General features: G+C 62.3%; 16 protein-coding genes and 1 tRNA gene. 10 read left to right on the forward strand and 7 right to left on the reverse strand.

Going from position 1 to position 18402, the window contains the following annotated elements; genetic code table 11:
- Positions 1 to 64: 64 nt before the first annotated feature.
- Positions 65 to 526 carry a peroxiredoxin gene (locus FHS49_RS07065; RefSeq protein ID WP_184017394.1) on the reverse strand — a complete coding sequence of 154 codons (462 nt, stop codon included), beginning with the start codon at positions 524 to 526 and terminating at the stop codon, positions 65 to 67.
- Positions 526 to 3231 carry a bifunctional [glutamine synthetase] adenylyltransferase/[glutamine synthetase]-adenylyl-L-tyrosine phosphorylase gene (locus FHS49_RS07070; RefSeq protein WP_184016747.1) on the reverse strand — a complete coding sequence of 902 codons (2706 nt, stop codon included), beginning with the start codon at positions 3229 to 3231 and terminating at the stop codon, positions 526 to 528. Before FHS49_RS07070 ends, FHS49_RS07065 begins: the two co-directional genes overlap by 1 nt.
- A gap of 77 nt (positions 3232 to 3308) precedes the next feature.
- Here FHS49_RS07070 and FHS49_RS07075 point away from each other — a divergent pair, with 77 nt between their 5' ends.
- Positions 3309 to 3476, forward strand: coding sequence for a hypothetical protein (locus FHS49_RS07075; protein WP_184016749.1), 168 nt, complete (start codon positions 3309 to 3311; stop codon positions 3474 to 3476).
- A gap of 120 nt (positions 3477 to 3596) precedes the next feature.
- Entirely contained in the window at positions 3597 to 4115 is a 519-nt protein-coding gene (locus tag FHS49_RS07080) for a CAP domain-containing protein (protein ID WP_184016751.1), read from the forward strand.
- On the opposite strand, the gene FHS49_RS07085 is transcribed toward FHS49_RS07080, so the two are convergent.
- On the reverse strand, positions 4116 to 5051 hold the full coding sequence (locus FHS49_RS07085; protein WP_184016753.1) for a glutaminase: 936 nt from the start codon (positions 5049 to 5051) through the stop codon (positions 4116 to 4118).
- 150 nt (positions 5052 to 5201) lie between these two features.
- Between FHS49_RS07085 and FHS49_RS07090 the strand changes: the two genes are divergently transcribed.
- The 7 genes from FHS49_RS07090 (at position 5202) to FHS49_RS07120 (ending at position 11759) form a co-directional block, all read left to right on the forward strand.
- A complete protein-coding gene (locus tag FHS49_RS07090; protein WP_184016755.1) occupies positions 5202 to 6056 on the forward strand; it encodes a DUF4349 domain-containing protein in 855 nt (284 codons plus the stop codon).
- 124 nt (positions 6057 to 6180) lie between these two features.
- Positions 6181 to 6960 (forward strand): phosphoribosylaminoimidazolesuccinocarboxamide synthase, encoded by a 780-nt coding sequence (gene purC, locus FHS49_RS07095; RefSeq protein WP_184017395.1) that lies wholly within the window; start codon positions 6181 to 6183, stop codon positions 6958 to 6960.
- 160 nt (positions 6961 to 7120) lie between these two features.
- Positions 7121 to 9943, forward strand: a complete 2823-nt coding sequence (locus tag FHS49_RS07100; protein ID WP_184016757.1) for a M16 family metallopeptidase — start codon at positions 7121 to 7123, stop codon at positions 9941 to 9943.
- A 171-nt stretch (positions 9944 to 10114) separates the two neighbouring features.
- Positions 10115 to 10348, forward strand: a complete 234-nt coding sequence (purS, locus tag FHS49_RS07105) for a phosphoribosylformylglycinamidine synthase subunit PurS (RefSeq protein ID WP_184016759.1) — start codon at positions 10115 to 10117, stop codon at positions 10346 to 10348.
- 4 nt (positions 10349 to 10352) lie between these two features.
- Positions 10353 to 11018: a phosphoribosylformylglycinamidine synthase subunit PurQ gene (gene purQ, locus FHS49_RS07110; RefSeq protein WP_184016761.1), complete on the forward strand. Its 666-nt coding sequence runs from the start codon at positions 10353 to 10355 to the stop codon at positions 11016 to 11018.
- Positions 11019 to 11073: 55 nt separating this feature from the next.
- Entirely contained in the window at positions 11074 to 11313 is a 240-nt protein-coding gene (locus tag FHS49_RS07115; RefSeq protein WP_184016763.1) for a type II toxin-antitoxin system Phd/YefM family antitoxin, read from the forward strand.
- Positions 11310 to 11759 carry a PIN domain-containing protein gene (locus FHS49_RS07120; RefSeq protein ID WP_184016765.1) on the forward strand — a complete coding sequence of 150 codons (450 nt, stop codon included), beginning with the start codon at positions 11310 to 11312 and terminating at the stop codon, positions 11757 to 11759. The genes FHS49_RS07115 and FHS49_RS07120 overlap by 4 nt, the downstream gene beginning before the upstream one ends.
- On the opposite strand, the gene FHS49_RS07125 is transcribed toward FHS49_RS07120, so the two are convergent.
- Positions 11743 to 12423, reverse strand: a complete 681-nt coding sequence (locus tag FHS49_RS07125; protein WP_246350481.1) for a queuosine precursor transporter — start codon at positions 12421 to 12423, stop codon at positions 11743 to 11745. The genes FHS49_RS07120 and FHS49_RS07125 overlap by 17 nt on opposite strands.
- A 119-nt stretch (positions 12424 to 12542) precedes the next feature.
- Between FHS49_RS07125 and FHS49_RS07130 the strand changes: the two genes are divergently transcribed.
- Positions 12543 to 12619, forward strand: a tRNA-Arg gene (locus FHS49_RS07130).
- Positions 12620 to 12735: 116 nt separating this feature from the next.
- Here the strand turns inward: FHS49_RS07130 and FHS49_RS07135 are convergent.
- The 3 genes from FHS49_RS07135 to FHS49_RS07145 are packed head-to-tail and all read right to left on the reverse strand — an operon-like array spanning position 12736 to position 18398.
- Positions 12736 to 14658, reverse strand: a complete 1923-nt coding sequence (locus FHS49_RS07135; protein WP_184016769.1) for a glycoside hydrolase domain-containing protein — start codon at positions 14656 to 14658, stop codon at positions 12736 to 12738.
- The gene (locus FHS49_RS07140; RefSeq protein ID WP_184016771.1) at positions 14655 to 15908 is read right to left on the reverse strand and encodes a YdcF family protein; all 1254 of its coding nucleotides are present in this window, start codon (positions 15906 to 15908) and stop codon (positions 14655 to 14657) included. The genes FHS49_RS07135 and FHS49_RS07140 overlap by 4 nt, the downstream gene beginning before the upstream one ends.
- A 9-nt stretch (positions 15909 to 15917) precedes the next feature.
- Positions 15918 to 18398 (reverse strand): TonB-dependent receptor, encoded by a 2481-nt coding sequence (locus FHS49_RS07145; protein ID WP_184017397.1) that lies wholly within the window; start codon positions 18396 to 18398, stop codon positions 15918 to 15920.
- Positions 18399 to 18402 lie beyond the last annotated feature (4 nt).

The following is an 18402-nucleotide window of genomic DNA, read 5'->3' on the forward strand; positions in this document are numbered from 1 at the left end:
CGTTCGCGAGGATGACGGGTGAGGGGCAAAAATGCCAGGCGATGAGACGCGGGGATATCGGAATTCAAAGCCCCTTCACCGCCTCCAGCACGGCCTCGGCATGGCCCTTAACCTTCACCTTGCGCCAGATGCGGCGGATCGCACCCGTCTGGTCGATCAGGAAGGTCGCGCGGTCGATGCCCATATATTGCCGGCCATAGAGGCTCTTTTCGATCCAGGTGCCGAAGGCCTCGCACACCGCGCCATCCGCATCGCTGGCGAGCGCAATCGCCAGATCATGCTTGGCGATGAACTTGTCATGCTTGGCCGTCGTATCCTTGGATAAGCCCACGATTTCCGCACCCGCTGCGGCGAAGTCACCCCGCAATGCCGAGAAATCCTTGGCTTCGGTGGTACAACCCGGCGTATCGTCCTTGGGATAGAAATACAGCACCAGCGCCTTGCCCTGAAAAGCGGAGAGCTTTTTCGTGCTCCCATCCGTCAGAACGAGCATGACATCCGGAGCCTTGTCGCCTTCGTTCACCATCATTCACTCTCCCTTGGTTCGCCGAAAACATGGTGCCAGCAATCGAGCACGCTCTGCCGTGCGGCGGCATAGGCGTCCAGCAGCGCATCCCAATTCTCCGTGCGGCAGGCACGCGCCACCAGCGCTTTGGTGGCATCATCGGGATAATCACAGGAAGGCGAGACCAGCCTGAGCGTCACCAGCATCCGCACCAGCAGCGCATGGGCTGCATCCAGCCCCTTTGGCAGACGCCCCTTGTCCGCCAGCGCGCCGATCGCCTGGCGCAGCGCCGGGTTCAGGCCTTCCCCGTAACGCAATTGCGCGACGTGGACGCAGAATTCCAGATCGACCAGACCGCCGGGGATCAACTTCACGTCCAGCGGCCCACAGGGCGGCTTGTGCATCGCCATATCCGCCCGCATCTTGATGGCATCCGCAAGCAAGACATCGGCATCGCGCGGCGCGGAAAGCACATTGGCGACCACTTTCATCACCTGCGCCCGTCCGGCCTTCGATCCGAAAACAAGCCGCGCGCGGGTGAGCGCCATATGCTCCCATGTCCACGCATCTTCGCGCTGATAGCGCTCGAAAGCATCGAGCGAAACCGTGAGCGGCCCCTGCGCACCCGATGGCCGCAGCCGCGTATCGACCTCATAAAGCGGCCCCGCCGCGGTCGGCACGGAAAGCGCGCCGGTGATCCGTTGTGCCAGACGGTTATAATAATGGACCGCGCCGAGCGGCTTCTTCCCGTCCGATTCCGCCGCATAATCGCCGGTAAACACATAGATCACGTCGAGATCGGAGGCATTGGTAAGCGCCCCGCCCCCCAGCCGCCCCAGCCCGATGATCAGCAATTCGCTATCGGGCACGCGGCCATGCGCTTCTTCGAATTCGGCCACGGTGCGGCTGGCGAGGATTTCGATCGCTGCCTCGGCCACGCGGGCATAGCCATTGGCCACGTCGAGCGGATCCTGCGCACCCTCCACGATCTGCACGCCCAGCGCAAAGCGGCGCTCGTTCACGGTGACGCGCACCGAATCGAGCAATTGCTGATAATCCGCGCCGCGCTCGGTCCGCCCGCATTCGGCGATCAGCACGTCGAGCGCAGGTGGCAGTTCCAGCGCGGTCTGGTCGATCAGCCCGTCGAGCAGATCCGGGCGACGGCCCAGCAATTCGGCGAGCACGGGTGCGTGGCTCAGGATATCGCCCAGCAACCGCGCCAGCGCGGGCCGCGCATCGAGCAGGCGAAACAGGTTGAGCGCGCTGGGCAGGCGGATGATCACATCATCCAGCCGATTGAGCGCCTGCTGCGGATCGGGTGACTGGCCGATGGCGGTGAGCAGGCTCGGCAACACGCGCTCCAGCGCCTCTCTGGCCGCGTCGGTGCGCACCGCGCGGACCGATCCGTCGCGCCATTTCGTTATCCGCACCTGTGCGGTGGCCGGATCGGGAAAGCCCGCCTCGGCCAGCCACGTTTCGAGACGCGCGGAATCGTGGGACACATTCCGTTCTTGGGTCTCCGCCTCGTCATCCAGCCCGTCATAAATCCGTCCGACCCGCGCAATCGGACCATCGAGCAGATTGATCAGCGCCGCGCCGCTCTCAAGCCCGTGCAGCTTCGCCACGCCGTCCAGCGCCGCTGCATCCTTGGGCAGGCTGTGCGTCTGCTGATCATCCACCATCTGCAGCCGGTGTTCGATCGTGCGATACAGGCGGTAAGCCTCGGCCAGATCGCTGGCGTCCTGCGGATCGATCCGCCCCGCATCGGCCAGCGCCGCCAGCGCATCGAGCGTTGCGGGGGTACGGAGTGGCGTTTCGCGGCCGCCATAGATCATCTGATGGATCTGCGCGTAAAACTCCACCTCGCGAATGCCGCCACGCCCCCGCTTCAGATCATAGCCCGGCCCCAATTTCTGGCCCTGCGCATGATGATCGCGGATACGACGCGATATCCCGCGGATTTCGGCAATCGCGCCATAATCCAGCCCGCGCCGCCACACGAAAGGCCGGATCGCATCGAGAAAATACTGCCCCAGCGCCTTGTCCCCCGCCGCGGCGCGGGAGCGGATGAACGCCGCGCGCTCCCATGGCAGCGCGCTCGATTCATAATAGGATAGCGCGGCTTCCACAGGCAGAGCGGGCGGCGTGACTTCGGAAGACGGCCGCAGCCGCAGATCGACGCGAAAGACATAACCATCCGCATCGCGCTCCTGCATCAGTTGCACCACGCGCCGCGCGATCCGGGCCGCCGCCTCCACCGGCTCTTCGCGGCTGCTATGCGGCAGAGTCTCGGGATCGAAGATCAGGATCGGATCGATATCCGAGGAATAATTGAGTTCGCTGCTGCCATGTTTGCCCAGCGCCAAGGCCGCAAACCCATCCGGCCCCGCCCCCGGCGTGCGTTCGGCAATCGCGGTGCGGATGGCGCGGTCCAGCGTGCGGTCGGCCAGTGCAGACAATTCGGAGACCACCGTCTCCAGCGGAAACACGCCCGCCAGATCCCCGATGGCCAGCGCCAGCGCATAGCCATTGCGCTCGATCCGCATCGCGCGCGCCACATTGCCTTCCTCCGCGGCGCGCGCGCGCGCATGGGTGAGCGCGCCCTGACAATCGCCCGACGCCAATATGTCCACCAGATCGCGATTGCGATCGATCAGATGCCGGAGAAAAGGGGAATGGCGCTCGGCGCGGTCAAGCGCGCCGGCAATCGCGATGGTGGTATTCATGCCACAGCTTTAGGCGGGTGAAGCAATGTTTGACAATTGCGCACGCAACTCTCCCGTGATCGCAGCGTTGTGCCTGTATGTCTGAAAGACTTCATCATCATCGCGCAATGGAAAATGCACAGGTGCTCGTCACAAATCCCTCCCCTTCCGATGGCGTGGGCAATGCCCTTCGCTCGGCCTTTCGTGGTCGCCTGAAGAACCTGCCGCCGGATATGGCCGCATTATTGTCGAAACTGGACAATTAAACTTTGGCCGTTTCTGCCGCTCTTCAGCCCTAATAATTCCTTCACCACTTCCGATCACGATTCAGGAATGTAAATCGTCGCAAAACCCGGCCGTTGGACACGGTTCGGAAAGATTGCGCCATGCACGCTGCATCAGGAATCAAGCAGATCGGGCTCGCCATTTTGGCGGCACCTCTTCTGATAGGCGCTGCCGCGCCCGCCCGTGACACTTTGATCCTCGGTGCGCATAATCGCGAACGCGCAAGCATCGATCTCCCCGCAATGCACTGGGATGCCGCATTGACGGTGGAGGCTCAGAAATGGGCAGATCACATGGCCGCCACCGGCCAGTTCGAACATTATGAGGAAGTCTCCACCGATCCCGATGCGCAGGGCGAAAACCTGTGGATGGGCACCAAGGGTGCATTCGGCGTCGAAACGATGGTGAGCCACTGGATCGAGGAAAAGAAGGATTTCGTCCCCGGCGTGTTCCCGCAGAACAGCCGGACGGGCGATATGGAGGATGTGGGCCATTATACCCAGATCGTCTGGCGCGCCACCGGTCGGGTCGGTTGCGCCATTGCCGAAGATGGCGAGGATGAATTTCTCGTCTGCCGTTATGCCGAAGGCGGCAACGTGATCGGCGAACGCCCTTTCTGATCAGCGCGCGCCCGGCGGGTTGAAGACGGACCAGCCGGTCGCTTCGGACAGCCGTTCGAGCGCGAGCGAACCCAGCAGCGAATTGCCGCGATCGTTCAGCCCCGGCGACCAGACCGCAATGCTCGCCTCCCCCGGCACGATCGCAATGATCCCGCCGCCCACACCCGATTTTCCAGGAATGCCCACGCGAAAGGCGAATTCGCCCGAGCCGTCATAATGGCCGCAGGTGAGCATCAGTGCATTGATCCTGCGTGCGCGGATCGCGGTCACCACCTGCCGTCCGGTGCCGGGATGCTTGCCATCATGCACCAGATAGCGCCCCGCCATGGCGAGTTGCAGGCAGGTCATGGAGAGTGCGCATTGATGGAAATACACCTTCAGCGCGCTTTCCACATTGTGCATATTGCCGAATGACTTCATGTAATTGGCAAGCGCGATGTTGCGAAACCCGGTCTCGGCCTCCGAACTGGCGACTTCCTGATCGATCTGCACCTCGTCATCGTCCGCCAGATAGCGCAGGAAGCGCAGGATATCGCCGATCGTCTCGCGCGGTTCGCCACCGCCCAGCACGACATCGCTCACCACGATCGCACCAGCATTAATGAACGGATTGCGCGGAATCCCGCCCTCATGTTCAAGCTGGACCACCGAATTGAAGGCCGATCCTGAGGGCTCGCGCCCCACGCGCGTCCAAAGGTCTGCACCCACCTTGCCCAGCGCCATGCTCAGCGCAAACACCTTGGAGATGCTCTGGATGGAAAAGCATGTCCTCGCATCGCCCGCGGTGAAAACCCGGCCGTCCGCCATGACGACGGCGATCCCGAATTGCGCCGGATCGACGCGGGCCAGCGCCGGGATATAGTCCGCCGCCTTCCCGCGATGCTGCGCAGCCGTCATCTCGGCAGTAATGGCATCGATGATTCGCTGAATATCCATTTGCGAAAGCCCCCCGAAATAATTGATTTCTGGGCTTTAGCGCAGCCGGGCGCAGCGCGCTAACCTCTCATTTCATCGATAAAATTGCACGCTTGACCTCAAACTCTACTGATGTAGTAATATAACATAGAACATAATGGAGAGAGTCAAATGCGCAAGTCTTATACGCTGCTCATGCTCGTCGCGCTCGCTGGATGCAGCAAACCCCAGGAAAGATCGGATCAACCGAACGCCGATGTCGCGGAGGAAGCCTTGTCCGCTCCGAACATCGGCCCAACCGCAGCACCCGGCGTCGCATTTAATTACCGTTATGCCTTCCGCCTGCCCGCCACGAGAATCGGCGAGGTGCAGGAGCGCCATGCCCAGGCGTGCGAGAAACTGGGCATCGACCGCTGCCGGATCACCGGAATGCGCTATCGTTTGGTCAACAATCACGATGTCGATGCGATGCTGGCATTCAAGCTGGAGCCCACGCTGGCACGGCAATTCGGCAAGGATGGCATCGCCGCGATCACCCAAGCAAAAGGTATGCTGGTCGATAGCGAGATCAGCGGTGAGGATGTGGGGACCGCCATCACGGTCGCGCAAAAGGCGGAGGCCCGATTACGATCCGAGCGCGCGCGGATCGAAGCGCGCCTGAAAGCACCCAATCTGCCCGCGGCCGAACGCGCGCGCCTTGATGCCGAACTGGCCGATCTCGCGCGCTCGACCGAGGCCAGCACGGCAGGCCGCGAGGAAAAGCAGGAATCGCTCGCTACCACGCCGATGGTATTCAACTATGGATCGGGCGAACTGATCCCCGGCTTCGATGCGCGTTCACCGCTGCGTGAGGCTTTCGGCACGGCGGGGGCAACGATCGTCGGCGTCGTCGCCTTCCTAATCGTGGTGCTGGGTGGACTGATTCCCTTCGCCATTCTGGGCGGGGCGATCGGGTTCGCGTGGCGCGCGATCCGCCCGACGATCCGGAAATGGCAGGAAAAACCGGAAAAGGACGCAAATAGCTAGCCAACTGGCCATGGCACACAATTGCGCCATGCCATCGCATCCGCTATAGGCGCGCCCTTCACGCCCCGGCCTGTGCACCCTTTTTGCGCGGGCCGGGATCACTGCTTTTCAGGGGTAAATGCCGATGGCTCGCCGCCGCCAGATTTACGAGGGCAAGGCCAAGATCCTGTATGAAGGCCCGGAACCGGGCACGCTCATCCAGTATTTCAAGGACGATGCCACCGCGTTCAACGCCCAGAAAAAGGGCACGATCAGCGGCAAGGGCGTGTTGAACAACCGGATTTCCGAGCATGTGTTTACGCTGCTCGGCAATATCGGCATTCCCACGCACTTCATCCGCCGCCTCAACATGCGCGAACAGCTCATCCGTCAGGTCGAGATCATCCCGATCGAGGTGGTGATCCGCAACGTGGCCGCCGGTTCGCTCACCAAACGGCTCGGGATCGAAGAGGGAACGCAGCTTCCCCGCACGATCATCGAATATTATTACAAGGACGATGCGCTGGGCGATCCGCTGATCGCGGACGAGCATATCGCCTGCTTCGGCTGGGCCAGCCAGGAAGAGATGCACGACATCGCCGACATGGCGATCCGCGTGAACGATTTCCTCTCCGGCCTCTTCGCCGGGATCGGCATCCGGCTGGTCGATTTCAAGCTGGAATTCGGGCGTCTGTGGGAAAATGAATATGCCCGCGTGATCCTGGCCGATGAGATCAGCCCCGATGGCTGCCGCCTGTGGGACATGGTTTCGAACGAAAAGCTCGACAAGGATCGCTTCCGCCAGGATCTGGGCGGCGAAGTGGAGGCCTATCAGGAGGTCGCGCGCCGCCTGGGCCTGCTGCCCGAAGGCCCGGACAATGCCGTGCTCGATCTGGAGACCCACCGGAAAAAGCGCGGGAAGTAGACGCTGAAAGATTAAACTCCGTTCGGGCTGAGCCTGTCGAAGCCTTTTTCTTCTTTCGGATCGGGAGAAGGAAAAGGCGTCGACTGGCTCAGCCGGCACGGTTTCGGGTATGGCGCATAGCATCTTGCACCCCGCCAACCCCCATGCTCTTGTCCCGCCCATGACCGTCATGCGTATCCTGCTCGCTTGCGCCGCGAGCGCCCTCGCCCTTTCCGCCGCCAACGCCAAGACGTCGCCGCCGCCGAGCATGATTGCGGCGGAGCAACTCGTCCCCGCCGATCCCGCCATCCATTACGGCACCCTGCCCAATGGTATGCGCTATGCGATCCTGCGCAACACCACGCCGCAGCAATCCGCCTCGATCCGCCTGCGCATCGATATGGGTTCCACCGCCGAGGCCGATGACCAGCAGGGTCTCGCCCATTTCCTCGAACATATGGCGTTCAACGGCTCCAAAGGCGTTCCCGAAGGCGAGATGGTGAAAATCCTCGAGCGCTACGGCCTGGCGTTCGGCGCGGATACCAATGCCAGCACCGATTTCACCCAGACCGTCTACAAGCTCGACCTGCCCGAAACCAACGACGCGATCATCGACACCGGGCTGATGCTGATGCGTGAGATCGCGAGCGAACTCAGCATCGCGCCCGATGCGGTCAATCGCGAACGCGGCATCATCCTCTCCGAACGCCGCGCGCGGGACCAATTCGGCCTGCGGCAATTGGTGGACCAGATCCGTTTCGCGCTACCCGGCACGCCGGTTGCGAAACGCCTACCGATCGGCACCGCCGAGGTGATCCAGAATGCGCCCGCCGCGCGATTGCGCGATCTCTATGATCGCTTCTACACGCCGGATCGCGCCCTTCTCGTGGTCACGGGGGATATCGATGCCCAAGCGATCGAAGCCAAAATCAAGGGACGTTTCGCCGACTGGAAAGGCAATAGTGCCAAAGAAGGCGATCCGGTGATGGGAACGGTCGATCCCGCACGCCCGATCGCCGCCGCCTATTTTCAGGACAGGAACGTGCCCACCGCGATCTCGATCATGGCGATCACGCCGATCGACAAGAGCGCGGACACGATCGAAGCGCGGCAACGCGATCTGGTGGACTCTATCGCCAATGCCGTACTCAGCCGCCGTTTCACCCGGATCGCGCGCCAGGCGGACGCCCCGATCCTAAGCGGCTCTGCCAGCTATGATGCTGTCTTTTCCACTGCCGATATGGCCGCGATCAATGTGACGGCCAAGGGCGATGACTGGCGCGGTGCGCTCTCTGTGGCGGAACAGGAATTGCGTCGCGCCTTGCTCTTGGGTGTGACGCAGGCCGAAATCGACGAGCAGCTCGCCAATTATCGGACGGCGTTCGAGGATGCCGCGCGCAGCGCGGATACCCGGCGCAGCGATGCGCTGGCGGATGCCATCGGGCGCGCAGAAGAAACCGACAAGATCGTGACCACGCCCGCGTGGCGGCTGCAATTCTTCGACGACTTTGCCCCGCGGATTACACCGGATAGCGTGCGCGCTGCGCTCAAGCGGATTTGGTCCGCCGCCAGTCCGCTGATCCACGTCTCGGGAAAATTACCGATCGTTGATCCCGAAAAAGCCATTCTCGATGCTTTTGCCGCGTCCAAAACCATCGCGCTGGAGGCCGGGCAGCAGGCCACCACGGCTCCTTTTGCCCATAGCGATTTCGGAGCCGCGGGCAGGATCGTGGCGGATAGCCGCATTGCCGATCTCGATATCCGCACATTGCGCTTCGCCAACAATGTCAGGCTCAACATCAAGAAGACCGCGTTCGAGAAGGACCGAATCCGCATCTCGCTGCGCATCTGTTGCGGCGGATTGGAATTCGTCGACACGCCCGGCCTGCTCAGCTTCATGGGCAGCAGCTTCGCTTCGGGCGGCACACAGGCCCATAGTCTGGATGAGTTGCAGTCGATCACTGCAGGCCGATCCGTGAGCCTCGGCTTTTCCGCCGGGCCGGATGCGTTCGGGACCATGGTGGCGACCACGCCGCGGGATCTGGCATTGCAGCTCGAAATTCTGGCCGCCTATCTCACGGCACCGGGCTTCCGCGCCGAGGGCGACATGCAGTGGCAGAATTTCATCCCCGTCTATTATGACACGCTCGACGCCTCCCCCGGCGGCATCGCCAGCCGCGATGTCGGCCGCATCATTGCCGATGGTGATCCCCGCTTCGGCATTCCTCCGCTCGAAACGCTGAAGGCCCGCAACATGGCCGCGCTGAAAACGGCAACCGCGCGCGCTTTTGCGCACGGCGCGATCGAGATCGGCGTGGTCGGTGATGTGGACGAGCAGGCCGCAATTGATCTCGTCGCGAAAACCTTCGGCGCGCTGCCGGAACGCGAAGCCGATCCCCTGCCCTTCACCGCCGCCCGCCAGGTGATCTTCGCGCGGGACCGCAAGCCGGTCACTCTGGAACATGCGGGTAAAAAGGACGAAGCGATGGTGCTGGCTTACTGGCCCACCACCGATGACAGCGATGAGGCCACCGATGCCGGTCTCGGTTTGCTCGCTGGCGTCATGCAACTCATGCTGACGGAGGAAATCCGCGAAACATTGGGCGCGACCTATTCGCCCGGCGCGTCATCACGCACCTCATCGCTCTATCCCGGATTCGGCCAGCTCGTCACGTCGAGCAATCTTGATCCCAAGGACATCGGCAAGGTGGAGGCGGCGGTGGACGAGATCGCGGCCAAACTGCGCGAGACGCCGGTGACCGAGGATTTGATCAGGCGCGCGCGCGCGCCGATCCTCGAGCGGATCGAAAAGAGCAAGCGGGAGAACGGCACTTGGCTCGCCCTAGCCGACGATGCGCAGACCCAGCCGCGCTGGCTCGATCGCTTCCGGACCGCCCGCGCTACCTATGAAGCCATCAATGCCGCCCGGCTTCAGGCTCTGGCGCAGCGCTATCTGACGGCGGAGGGCGCGCTGAAGATCAGGATCGTGAAGGCCACCCCCTAACCCGTCATTCCCGCGAACGCGGGAATCCCGCTTCTTCTTAGAATGTCGGCAAAGAAGCGGGATCCCCGCGTTCGCGAGGATGACGGCAAAAGTGAAAGATTCACATTGAACCCAGCGCCCCACAAGGCCATAGGGTCGCGCAAATCCCTCTAGTCTTGCGAGCATGGACCCATGAAAACCCGCATTTTCGTCACCCTGAAGGGCGGCGTCCTCGATCCACAGGGCAAGGCGATCCATCACGCGCTCGATGGCCTGGGCTTCCAGGGTGTGAACGATGTGCGCGCGGGAAAGCTGATCGAACTCGATCTGGCTGACGATGTGAGCGATGCGCAGATCGAGGATATGTGCCGCAAGCTGCTCGCGAACACCGTGATCGAAAATTACAAGATCGAAAAGGGAGCGTAAGCGCATGAAGACCGCGGTCATCGTCTTTCCCGGCTCCAATTGCGACCGTGATCTGGCCGTGGCGATCGAAACGATCACGGGCACTGCCCCCGTCATGCTCTGGCATGGCGAGACCGAACTGCCCGCGGGCCTTGGCCTGATCGCCCTGCCCGGCGGCTTCTCTTATGGTGACTATCTCCGCTCCGGCGCGATGTCCGCCCGCAGCAGCATCATGCGCGCGGTGGTGGATGCGGCCGGCCGCGGCGTGCCGGTGCTCGGCATATGCAACGGCTTTCAGGTGCTCACCGAAGCGGGTCTGCTCCCCGGGGCTTTGATGCGCAACGCGGGGATCAATTTCGTCTGCCGCGATGTCGCGCTCACGGTGGACAACAGCCAGTCCATCTTCACCAGCCGCTATGATGCGGGCGAGGCGATCACCATTCCAGTCGCGCATCACGATGGTAATTATTTCGCCGACGATGCGACGCTGGACCGGATCGAAGGCGAAGGCCGCGTGGCTTTTCGCTATGCCGAGGCCGTCAACGGCTCGGCGCGGAACATCGCGGGCGTGATCAGCGACGGTGGCAATGTGCTCGGCATGATGCCGCATCCCGAGCGCATGATCGAAGCCGCGCACGGCGGCGATGACGGCCGCCGTCTATTCGAAGGATTGCTGGAGGCAGTTGCCTGACCTTGCACGCTGGCATAGATTGCCAGCGTTGCAACAAATGAGGTGCGCGATGGGCGTGATGTCGGTACGCGAATTCAACGCCAATGCGTCCAAGGCGCTCGCGCTGGTCGAGGCCGGTGAAACGCTGGACATCACGAAAGATGGAAAGGTGATCGCGGAACTGCGACCCAAAACGGCCAATAAGCTCGATGATCCCGAGTTTCGCGCGTCTTATGAGCGTGCAGTGGCAGGACTCAAAAAGGGCGTCCCCGGAATGACCGGCCCGGCGACCTATGAGGAGCGCACGGAGGGTTGATCGCGCTCGACACCAATATCCTTGTCTATGCGGTTTCGCCCGGCGGCGATCCGCGCCACGCGCAAGCCGCGGCAATTATGGAGCGTCTGTTTCTCGTCTCTGCGATCATTCCGCTTCAAGTGCTTGGCGAATTCCTCAATGTCGCGCAGCGCAAGACAATAATCGATTCTGATATCGCGCGGCAGCGGGTGGAGGAATGGTTGCCTCTGTTCGACACAGCGGTCACCGATGCGGCCGATTTGCTGGAGGCGGCTCGAGTCTCGCGATCAAGCAAGATCCAGTTTTTCGATGCGTTGATCTGCACCATCGCCGGCAGGTCAGGAGCGCGTCACCTGCTGTCTGAAGATATCCAGGATGGCATGGTCATCGGGACACTGACGATCCTGAACCCATTCAATCCGACCAATCAGGATCGGCTGGATGCACTGATCAAACCTTTGCGCTGAACGGTGTGAAATTGGTGTCCTCGTCATACACGTCCACGCCCTCGGCGCGTTTCAGGCGGTTGACCACCGCATAGGTCACCGGGGTCAACAGCGCCTCCCAGGCCACTTTCATCGCCCAATTGGTGACCATCACGGTCAGAACCTGCGCGGTCGACCACGCGCCCAGAAAGGCGAGCGGATAGAAGATCAGGCTGTCCACGCCCTGCCCCACGATCGTCGACCCGATCGTGCGGCTCCACAGATGCCTGCCCTGCGTCCAGATCTTCATCTTCGCCATCACGAAGCTGTTCACGAACTCCCCCGCCCAGAAAGCGAAGAGCGAGGCGAAGACGATCCGCCAAGTGTTGCCGAATACGGATTCATAGGCCTTTTGATCGCCCCAGCCGTCTGCCGCCGGCAGATGGACGACGATATAGCTCATCACCGCCATGAACAGCATCGCGAAGAACCCCGCCCAGACGCAGCGCCTGGCCCGCGCATAGCCGTAAACCTCGGTCAGCACGTCGCCGATGACATAGCCCAGCGGGAAAAACAGGATACCCGCGCCGAAGGTGAAGCCCGCCACGGTCGAGAGTTTCGCGGCACCGATCAGGTTCGAGAGCAGCAGGATCGTCACGAACCCCGCCATCACGAAATCGAAATAGCGAAAATGCCGGCCCGCCATGGCCCCCGCCACAATCTTTGCCGAAACTGCTTTCGGAATGCCCGCTGCCCCTGTGTTCATGCAAACGTGACTATCGTGGTTTCCCGACAAAGCAAACCGCGCTAGAGGCATTTTTCAATGCGCCCGTAGCTCAGCTGGATAGAGCACGAGACTTCTAATCTTGAGGCCACAGGTTCGACTCCTGTCGGGCGCACCATTGCCTTTCAACTTCGTGGCGCCGCCCCGCACCTTGCACGATGAGGTGGCCCGGGAGTTTGAAAGCGCCTTCGGCGCGAGCCGCCTGTCAGCAAAAGGCCTATTAGGGCCAACGGGCTATCGAACCCACTGCAACGGCATGTCGGCCATGGCCTTGCCGTTGATCCTCACGCGTTGCGCCAGCGGCGTCGTCCTGACGAAATGCGGCTTGCCGGGCGTGATCGGATAGAGGCCGAGCGAAGCCCAGATATACCAGGCCGACATCGTACCCGCGTCGTCATCCATCCCATCGGCAAAGCCCTGTGGTGCCAGCGCGAAACTGCGCCCGACCCAGGGTTGCGGTCGCACCCCTGAATTGACGTAACGGTGGGGGACGGCCTTCTCGACGTAGCGCCTCACCAGCCGATCGGTCGCTTTCCGGTCGCCGGCCCAGGCGAGCAGATAGGGAACGTGAATATCCGGCTGGTTCGTCATGTTGAACAGATTATCGGCGAAGAATCGGTCCAGCTCCGGCCGGAAGTGTGATCCCAGCGTCTCCGCCAGCCACGGCAGATCGAACACGGGTGCCCAGCGATATTGCGCCAAGGTGCCCTGATACAGGCCGCGCGCATGGACCACATCGGCATCCGCGCCAAGCGTGCGAAAGGTGGCGAGCCACATCGGGCGATACGAGAGCGCTTTGGCGCGGAAATGCTGTGCGATGGTCGTCTCGCCCAGATCGGACGCGAGTTCGGCGATGGCCCAATCGTCATAGGCCGCCTCAATCTGTTCATCCGGCGTTTTGCGGGCGAGCGTGTCGCTTTCGGCGATCATCCCGGCCAGCGCGGCGCGCACGTCGAAATCCACGATCCCCTTGCGCCGGAAATCGAGTAAAACGATGCCGGCATGTTCCGTCCGGACGGTGAGGAAAGGTTCGGTCTGCGTGGCCCAGCGTTCCTTGCCGCTTTGGTATAGCCGCACCAGCGATCGCGCAATCTGGCCCGCGCGCTCCGGATCGACCAGGGCCAATAGCGGCATCTGGGTGCGATAATTGTCCCACAATGCCCAGCTCGTATAATGCTGCTCGCCCGACGGGAGCCGCGTGACGACGCCGTCGCTGCCCCGGAAACGGCCATCGGGATCGGCTATGGCCACCGGCGTCTGCATGACGCGAAACAGGGACGTGTAAAAAAGCGCCTGCTGATCCTTCGGACCTTTGATGGTGATGCGGGACAATTCCCGATTCCAGGCCGCCAGCGTTTGCGCCGCGATGGCATCGAACGGCCGATCGCCCGATTCGCCGTCGCGCACCGCGGCTGCAGCCGCCTGATCGACCGAGGAAAGACCGGTGCGAAATTCGATCACATCGCCGGATTGCACGGCCAGCGACAAATGTGCCTGTTTCGCGGCATCACCCTGCCAGTGCGCCTGTGCTGACCGGCCATTGTGTGACAGGCGTGTCGCGGAATGAAGGTGGTAAGTGCCCGCATCGCACACTGTCCCGGCCGAAAAGCTCGCCCGCAGGTCGCCATCATCCTGCACCCGCCAGCGCGCTGCATGGCGCTTGGAATAGCCGCGATCAAAGGCGATGGTGACGTTGACGCGGCCCGACCGGGGCAGCGTGAAACGCAGGTTGCCGGCACCGCGGGTGGCCGCCATTTCCGCCACAATGCCCTGACCATAGGATGTGCGATAATAGCCCGCATGGGCGCGCTCTTGCCGCTTGTCGATCGTTGCGGATGTGGCGGTGTCGACATCGGCATAGGCCAGCGAGATCCTGACGTCGCCGCCCGCCCCGCCGCATCCGACGCCAACCCCGCGCGTATGCGAAAATCCGGTCAGTTGTGTTGCGGCATAGTCATAGCCCGCATGGTTGGCCGGCGTCGTGTCCGGCCCGAGCTGCACCATGCCATAAGGGGCGACCGCTGCGGGGCTGAGCTGTCCGAAATCGCCCAAAGTGCCTACGAAGGGATCCACCAAAAGGCCGGGCTCGCGGGCATATGCGCTCAGGGGGGCAGCGCAAAGCGCGATCGCCAGCAGTGTTCTTGCGACAAAAATCATGGATCGAGCGGATCGGCGGGTTCGGCGTGGAAGGCCACGGGATCCGGCGAAAAGGCCAGCGTGAAACGATCCGGCCCCGGTGCCAGCCGACCGGGCTGCACGCCCATTTCGCGCAGGTTGCGCTGGGCCAGTTCGTCACCACCGATATATTGGATCGTGCGATGATCCGAGACGATCAGCGCGGCTCGATCGGCCGGAAAGCCGGCGGCGAGCAGGAGGCGCGCGCAATTGCGCAAATTGGTGGTGGTGTGGCGCGCGTGCGGCTCCATCAGGATGCGGTCTGCGGGTATGCCATATTGCGTGATCAACAGACGCTTCATCTCGACCGCCTCGTTGAACGGCGTGCGATTGGGATGAACATTGCCGCCCGAAACGATGATGAACGGCGCAAGGCCGCGCGCGAACAGATCGGCTGCCAGCGCCAGGCGGATGTGGCCCATCACGCCGGTGCGTGACTGCGCATCCTCTGGCCCATGGCCGAATACCAGCAGTGCCGTATAGGGTTTGGCGCGCCAGTCGGTTTTTGCGACTGCGCCGGTCGCTTCAGCATTCTCGCCACCCAATAACGGCCGATAGCTCCCCGCGTCGATACGTTCGTTCATTTGCAGCAGCCCGGTCGCATAGCGCGATGCCGGATCGAAAAACAGGTCGTCGGCCTTCGCCTGCGCCGCGGTGGCCGCGTCATGAGCACTCAAAACCTCCACTATCTGAGGCGCCGCAATATTGAAAATCATCGAGTCGATCACCGGATAACGCGGCGGAATGCCCTTGGCATATACCGCGATCACGCTATTCACCGCTGCCGCGGTCTCGGCCCATGCGGCCGCGACCAGGTCAGCATCGGACAGTGCCGCGTAACGCGCAAAGCGCCCGGAGGGACGCATCTGGCGCGTGACGAGCGCCTCGGCGTGCTTCTGGTTGGCCATTACCACCCGAAGCCGCGCCTGGACCAGGGCGATGTCCGCATCGGTCCAGATCCAGGCATCGGCCAGGCATTGCGGTGAAGGGGCGCATTCCCCCTGTGGCACGCGCGATCCGCGATCCGCTGAGAGCTTTTGCAAAATGCTATCGCCCCGCAGCGCCTGGTCCCAGCCCGGCGCGGCCCTGATCATCGCGAACAGGGGAAAGATGCGCGTCGTCAGCGTATCGGCAAAGGGAGATTCATAGCCCGCCGGCTCCTGCGCCGCCACCGTCCCTGAAACCAGGGACAAAGCGACGGCGAGGCAGGCGCTGACCGCTGAGACGCGCATCCTTTGCAATTACCAGCTCCGGCTGAGGATGAAGCGGAAATTGCGGCCAAACAGCGGGCGACCGTAGATCGCATCGCTCGCACCCTGACCGGCGAGCTGATCGGTCCGGGGGTTGCCCTCCGTCAGTCCCTTGGCGTTGGTCAGATTGTCACCGACCACCTGGACGCGCCAATCGCCATACGTCATCGACGCGCTTGCGCCGAACGTCTGATAGGCGGGCAGCGACGTCAGGTTGAACAGATCGACATAACGGCGTCCGGTCCATTCGTAACGACCTGCGATCTCAAGCTCGCCATCCCCGACAGGAAAGCGCACCGACGGGCGGACATTGCCGAAGAATTTCGGCTCGCGGATGATCTGATTGCCATTGACCGCGCTTGGATCAGCGCCCGACGTGTTCGCAAGGTTGCGATATTGCGGGTCCGCCCAGGTCACCGAGCCGGCCAATTCGAACCAGCGGACCGGCTTGATCCGGCCGTCGATTTCGACCCCCTTTGCGGTGGCTTCGCCGATGAACGGTATGGCCTGATCGTTGCGGCCGGTATCGGGATTGAACGCAATGAACGAAGCATTGAACGGATCGAACTTGGTATAGAAGCCGGTGACATAGAGATAAGCGGGGCCGAAACTGGCTTTCACGCCAACTTCAAACTGCCGCGCCTTGGTCTTGACGACGGATGCGTTGGTGCGAACCGGGGTTGTATTGATGGTCGAGCCAAGCTGCGGTGGCACCTCGAGGTTCGAGATGCGGCCATAAACACCGAGATTGCCATTGAAGTCGTAATTGGCACCGATCGTCCAGTTGGTTGCCGTCGGCTTCAGCGTGTTGATAACCTTGCCCCCGGTAAAGGCGCGGGTCGCGTCGTCCGCAAGCGTGGTGGCATCACCCAGATTCGCCGCCGTCGAGAGGAGCGCATAGCCATCATAGTCATACCATTCCTTCCGAAAGCCGCCATCGACGCGCAGACCCTCGGTGATGTCCCAGGTATCATTGGCATAGAGCGCGACCATCTTGGCATCGCCATCACCCTGGTTGAGCGTGGTCGTGTAGCGCAGCACGCCATTTTGCGTGACCGAGCCGAGCACAGCGCCCGTGGCTGAATAGGCAAGGAGATCAAGCGTGCGCGGCTGGCCACTGACCTCGATCAGCATGTCCTGATAGGCAATGAACTGCGTGTTGCCGTAAATCGAACCATAAACGCCGGCCCGCACATCATGCGTGCCAAAGCCCGTCTCGAATTTGCGGGTGATGCTCAGATCGGCCTGACCTGAATAGAATTCGGATTCAGAAGCGCGATACTGGCCGGACATGACCAGGCCCGAAGCGGCAGAGGGATCATAGACGGTCGCGCCATTGGTCCCGGCGAGCGCATAGCCCAAGCGGGTCACGTCAGCGCCGAAGGCCGTCCGCGAAGCGTTCAGATAGCTGGCGGCGAACGTGGTCGCACTGGCCGGATTGGTGGTAGAATAAAAGGCGTCGAAGCTGCTCTTGCCCTGTGTGTAACCACCCTTGGCAGAGACCAGCCAGCCATCGAAATCGCCTTCATATTGGATGCCGGCGTTGAAGAAGCGCATGTGCCGGCCATCGGCCAGATCGCGGTTCAAACCCTGCGTCACGCCCGCACCATCGCGATATTTGATGTTCACTCCGCGGAGCGACGGGGAGTTCATCGTGCCCGTGTGATAGTCGATGAAAGGGTCCAGCGAGACGGAAGGATTGCGCGGATCGGCGACCGGGATCGGCAGATAGAACAGGTTATGGTCGTTGGTATATTGCACCGAGACCTTGAGGAAACCATTGTCCAGATCGCGCTTCAGATTGGCGCGGATCTGGCCCCCTCTGTCGCTGGGAAACCCGCTGTCGCGATAACCGTCATGCTGGCGCAGAAAGCCGCCGATGGCGTAATAGGTGTTCTCGCCGATCGGGCCGGACTGCATGGCGTCGAGCCGGTACAGGCCGGTATCGCCCAGCGTGATCTGTGCCTTGCCGCGCGATTCCGGGCCACCGGTCACCGTGATGTTATTGGCGATCGCAGCCGCGCTGCTGGCATAGATTGGGGCCGGGCCGCCGCGGACGATCTCGACGCGCTCCGTCATGAGATCGAAGCGATTCATGCCTTCGCCCGAGTTGAAGAACTGGCCGTCGATTTCGTGATAAAGCGGCAGGCCATCCTGCTGGAAGATCAGATAGCCGCGATCGGTCGGAATGCCGCGCACGCGCGTGATATTCTGCACCTCGCCGCCGGTCGCCTCCACCTGAATGCCCGGAACCGTGCTCAGCAGGTCTGCGAAATTCTTCGGAGCGATCCTCTGCACGTCTTCCTGGCTGAGGGAGTTGACCGCATAGGACACATCAAAGCGACGCTGGGCGCGAGCGGCACCCGTCACGATGATATCCGATTGTCCTTCGTCGGCTTCAGTTTCCGGCGCTGGCGCGACGGCCTGGCTGGCATCCTGATCCGCTGCATAGGCCGGCACCGACCAGGCCATGGCG

The organism is Sphingobium boeckii, from assembly GCF_014199215.1.
GTDB lineage: Bacteria > Pseudomonadota > Alphaproteobacteria > Sphingomonadales > Sphingomonadaceae > Sphingobium_A > Sphingobium_A boeckii.

Coding starts and splice junctions, on each gene's coding strand:
- FHS49_RS07065 (WP_184017394.1), bottom strand. CDS start 526: ATGGTGAACGAAGGCGACAAGGCTCCGGATGTCATGCTCGTTCTGACG.
- FHS49_RS07070 (WP_184016747.1), bottom strand. CDS start 3,231: ATGAATACCACCATCGCGATTGCCGGCGCGCTTGACCGCGCCGAGCGC.
- FHS49_RS07075 (WP_184016749.1), top strand. CDS start 3,309: ATGTCTGAAAGACTTCATCATCATCGCGCAATGGAAAATGCACAGGTG.
- FHS49_RS07080 (WP_184016751.1), top strand. CDS start 3,597: ATGCACGCTGCATCAGGAATCAAGCAGATCGGGCTCGCCATTTTGGCG.
- FHS49_RS07085 (WP_184016753.1), bottom strand. CDS start 5,051: ATGGATATTCAGCGAATCATCGATGCCATTACTGCCGAGATGACGGCT.
- FHS49_RS07090 (WP_184016755.1), top strand. CDS start 5,202: ATGCGCAAGTCTTATACGCTGCTCATGCTCGTCGCGCTCGCTGGATGC.
- purC (WP_184017395.1), top strand. CDS start 6,181: ATGGCTCGCCGCCGCCAGATTTACGAGGGCAAGGCCAAGATCCTGTAT.
- FHS49_RS07100 (WP_184016757.1), top strand. CDS start 7,121: ATGACCGTCATGCGTATCCTGCTCGCTTGCGCCGCGAGCGCCCTCGCC.
- purS (WP_184016759.1), top strand. CDS start 10,115: ATGAAAACCCGCATTTTCGTCACCCTGAAGGGCGGCGTCCTCGATCCA.
- purQ (WP_184016761.1), top strand. CDS start 10,353: ATGAAGACCGCGGTCATCGTCTTTCCCGGCTCCAATTGCGACCGTGAT.
- FHS49_RS07125 (WP_246350481.1), bottom strand. CDS start 12,423: ATGGCGGGCCGGCATTTTCGCTATTTCGATTTCGTGATGGCGGGGTTC.
- FHS49_RS07135 (WP_184016769.1), bottom strand. CDS start 14,658: ATGATTTTTGTCGCAAGAACACTGCTGGCGATCGCGCTTTGCGCTGCC.
- FHS49_RS07140 (WP_184016771.1), bottom strand. CDS start 15,908: ATGCGCGTCTCAGCGGTCAGCGCCTGCCTCGCCGTCGCTTTGTCCCTG.
- FHS49_RS07145 (WP_184017397.1), bottom strand. CDS start 18,398: ATGGCCTGGTCGGTGCCGGCCTATGCAGCGGATCAGGATGCCAGCCAG.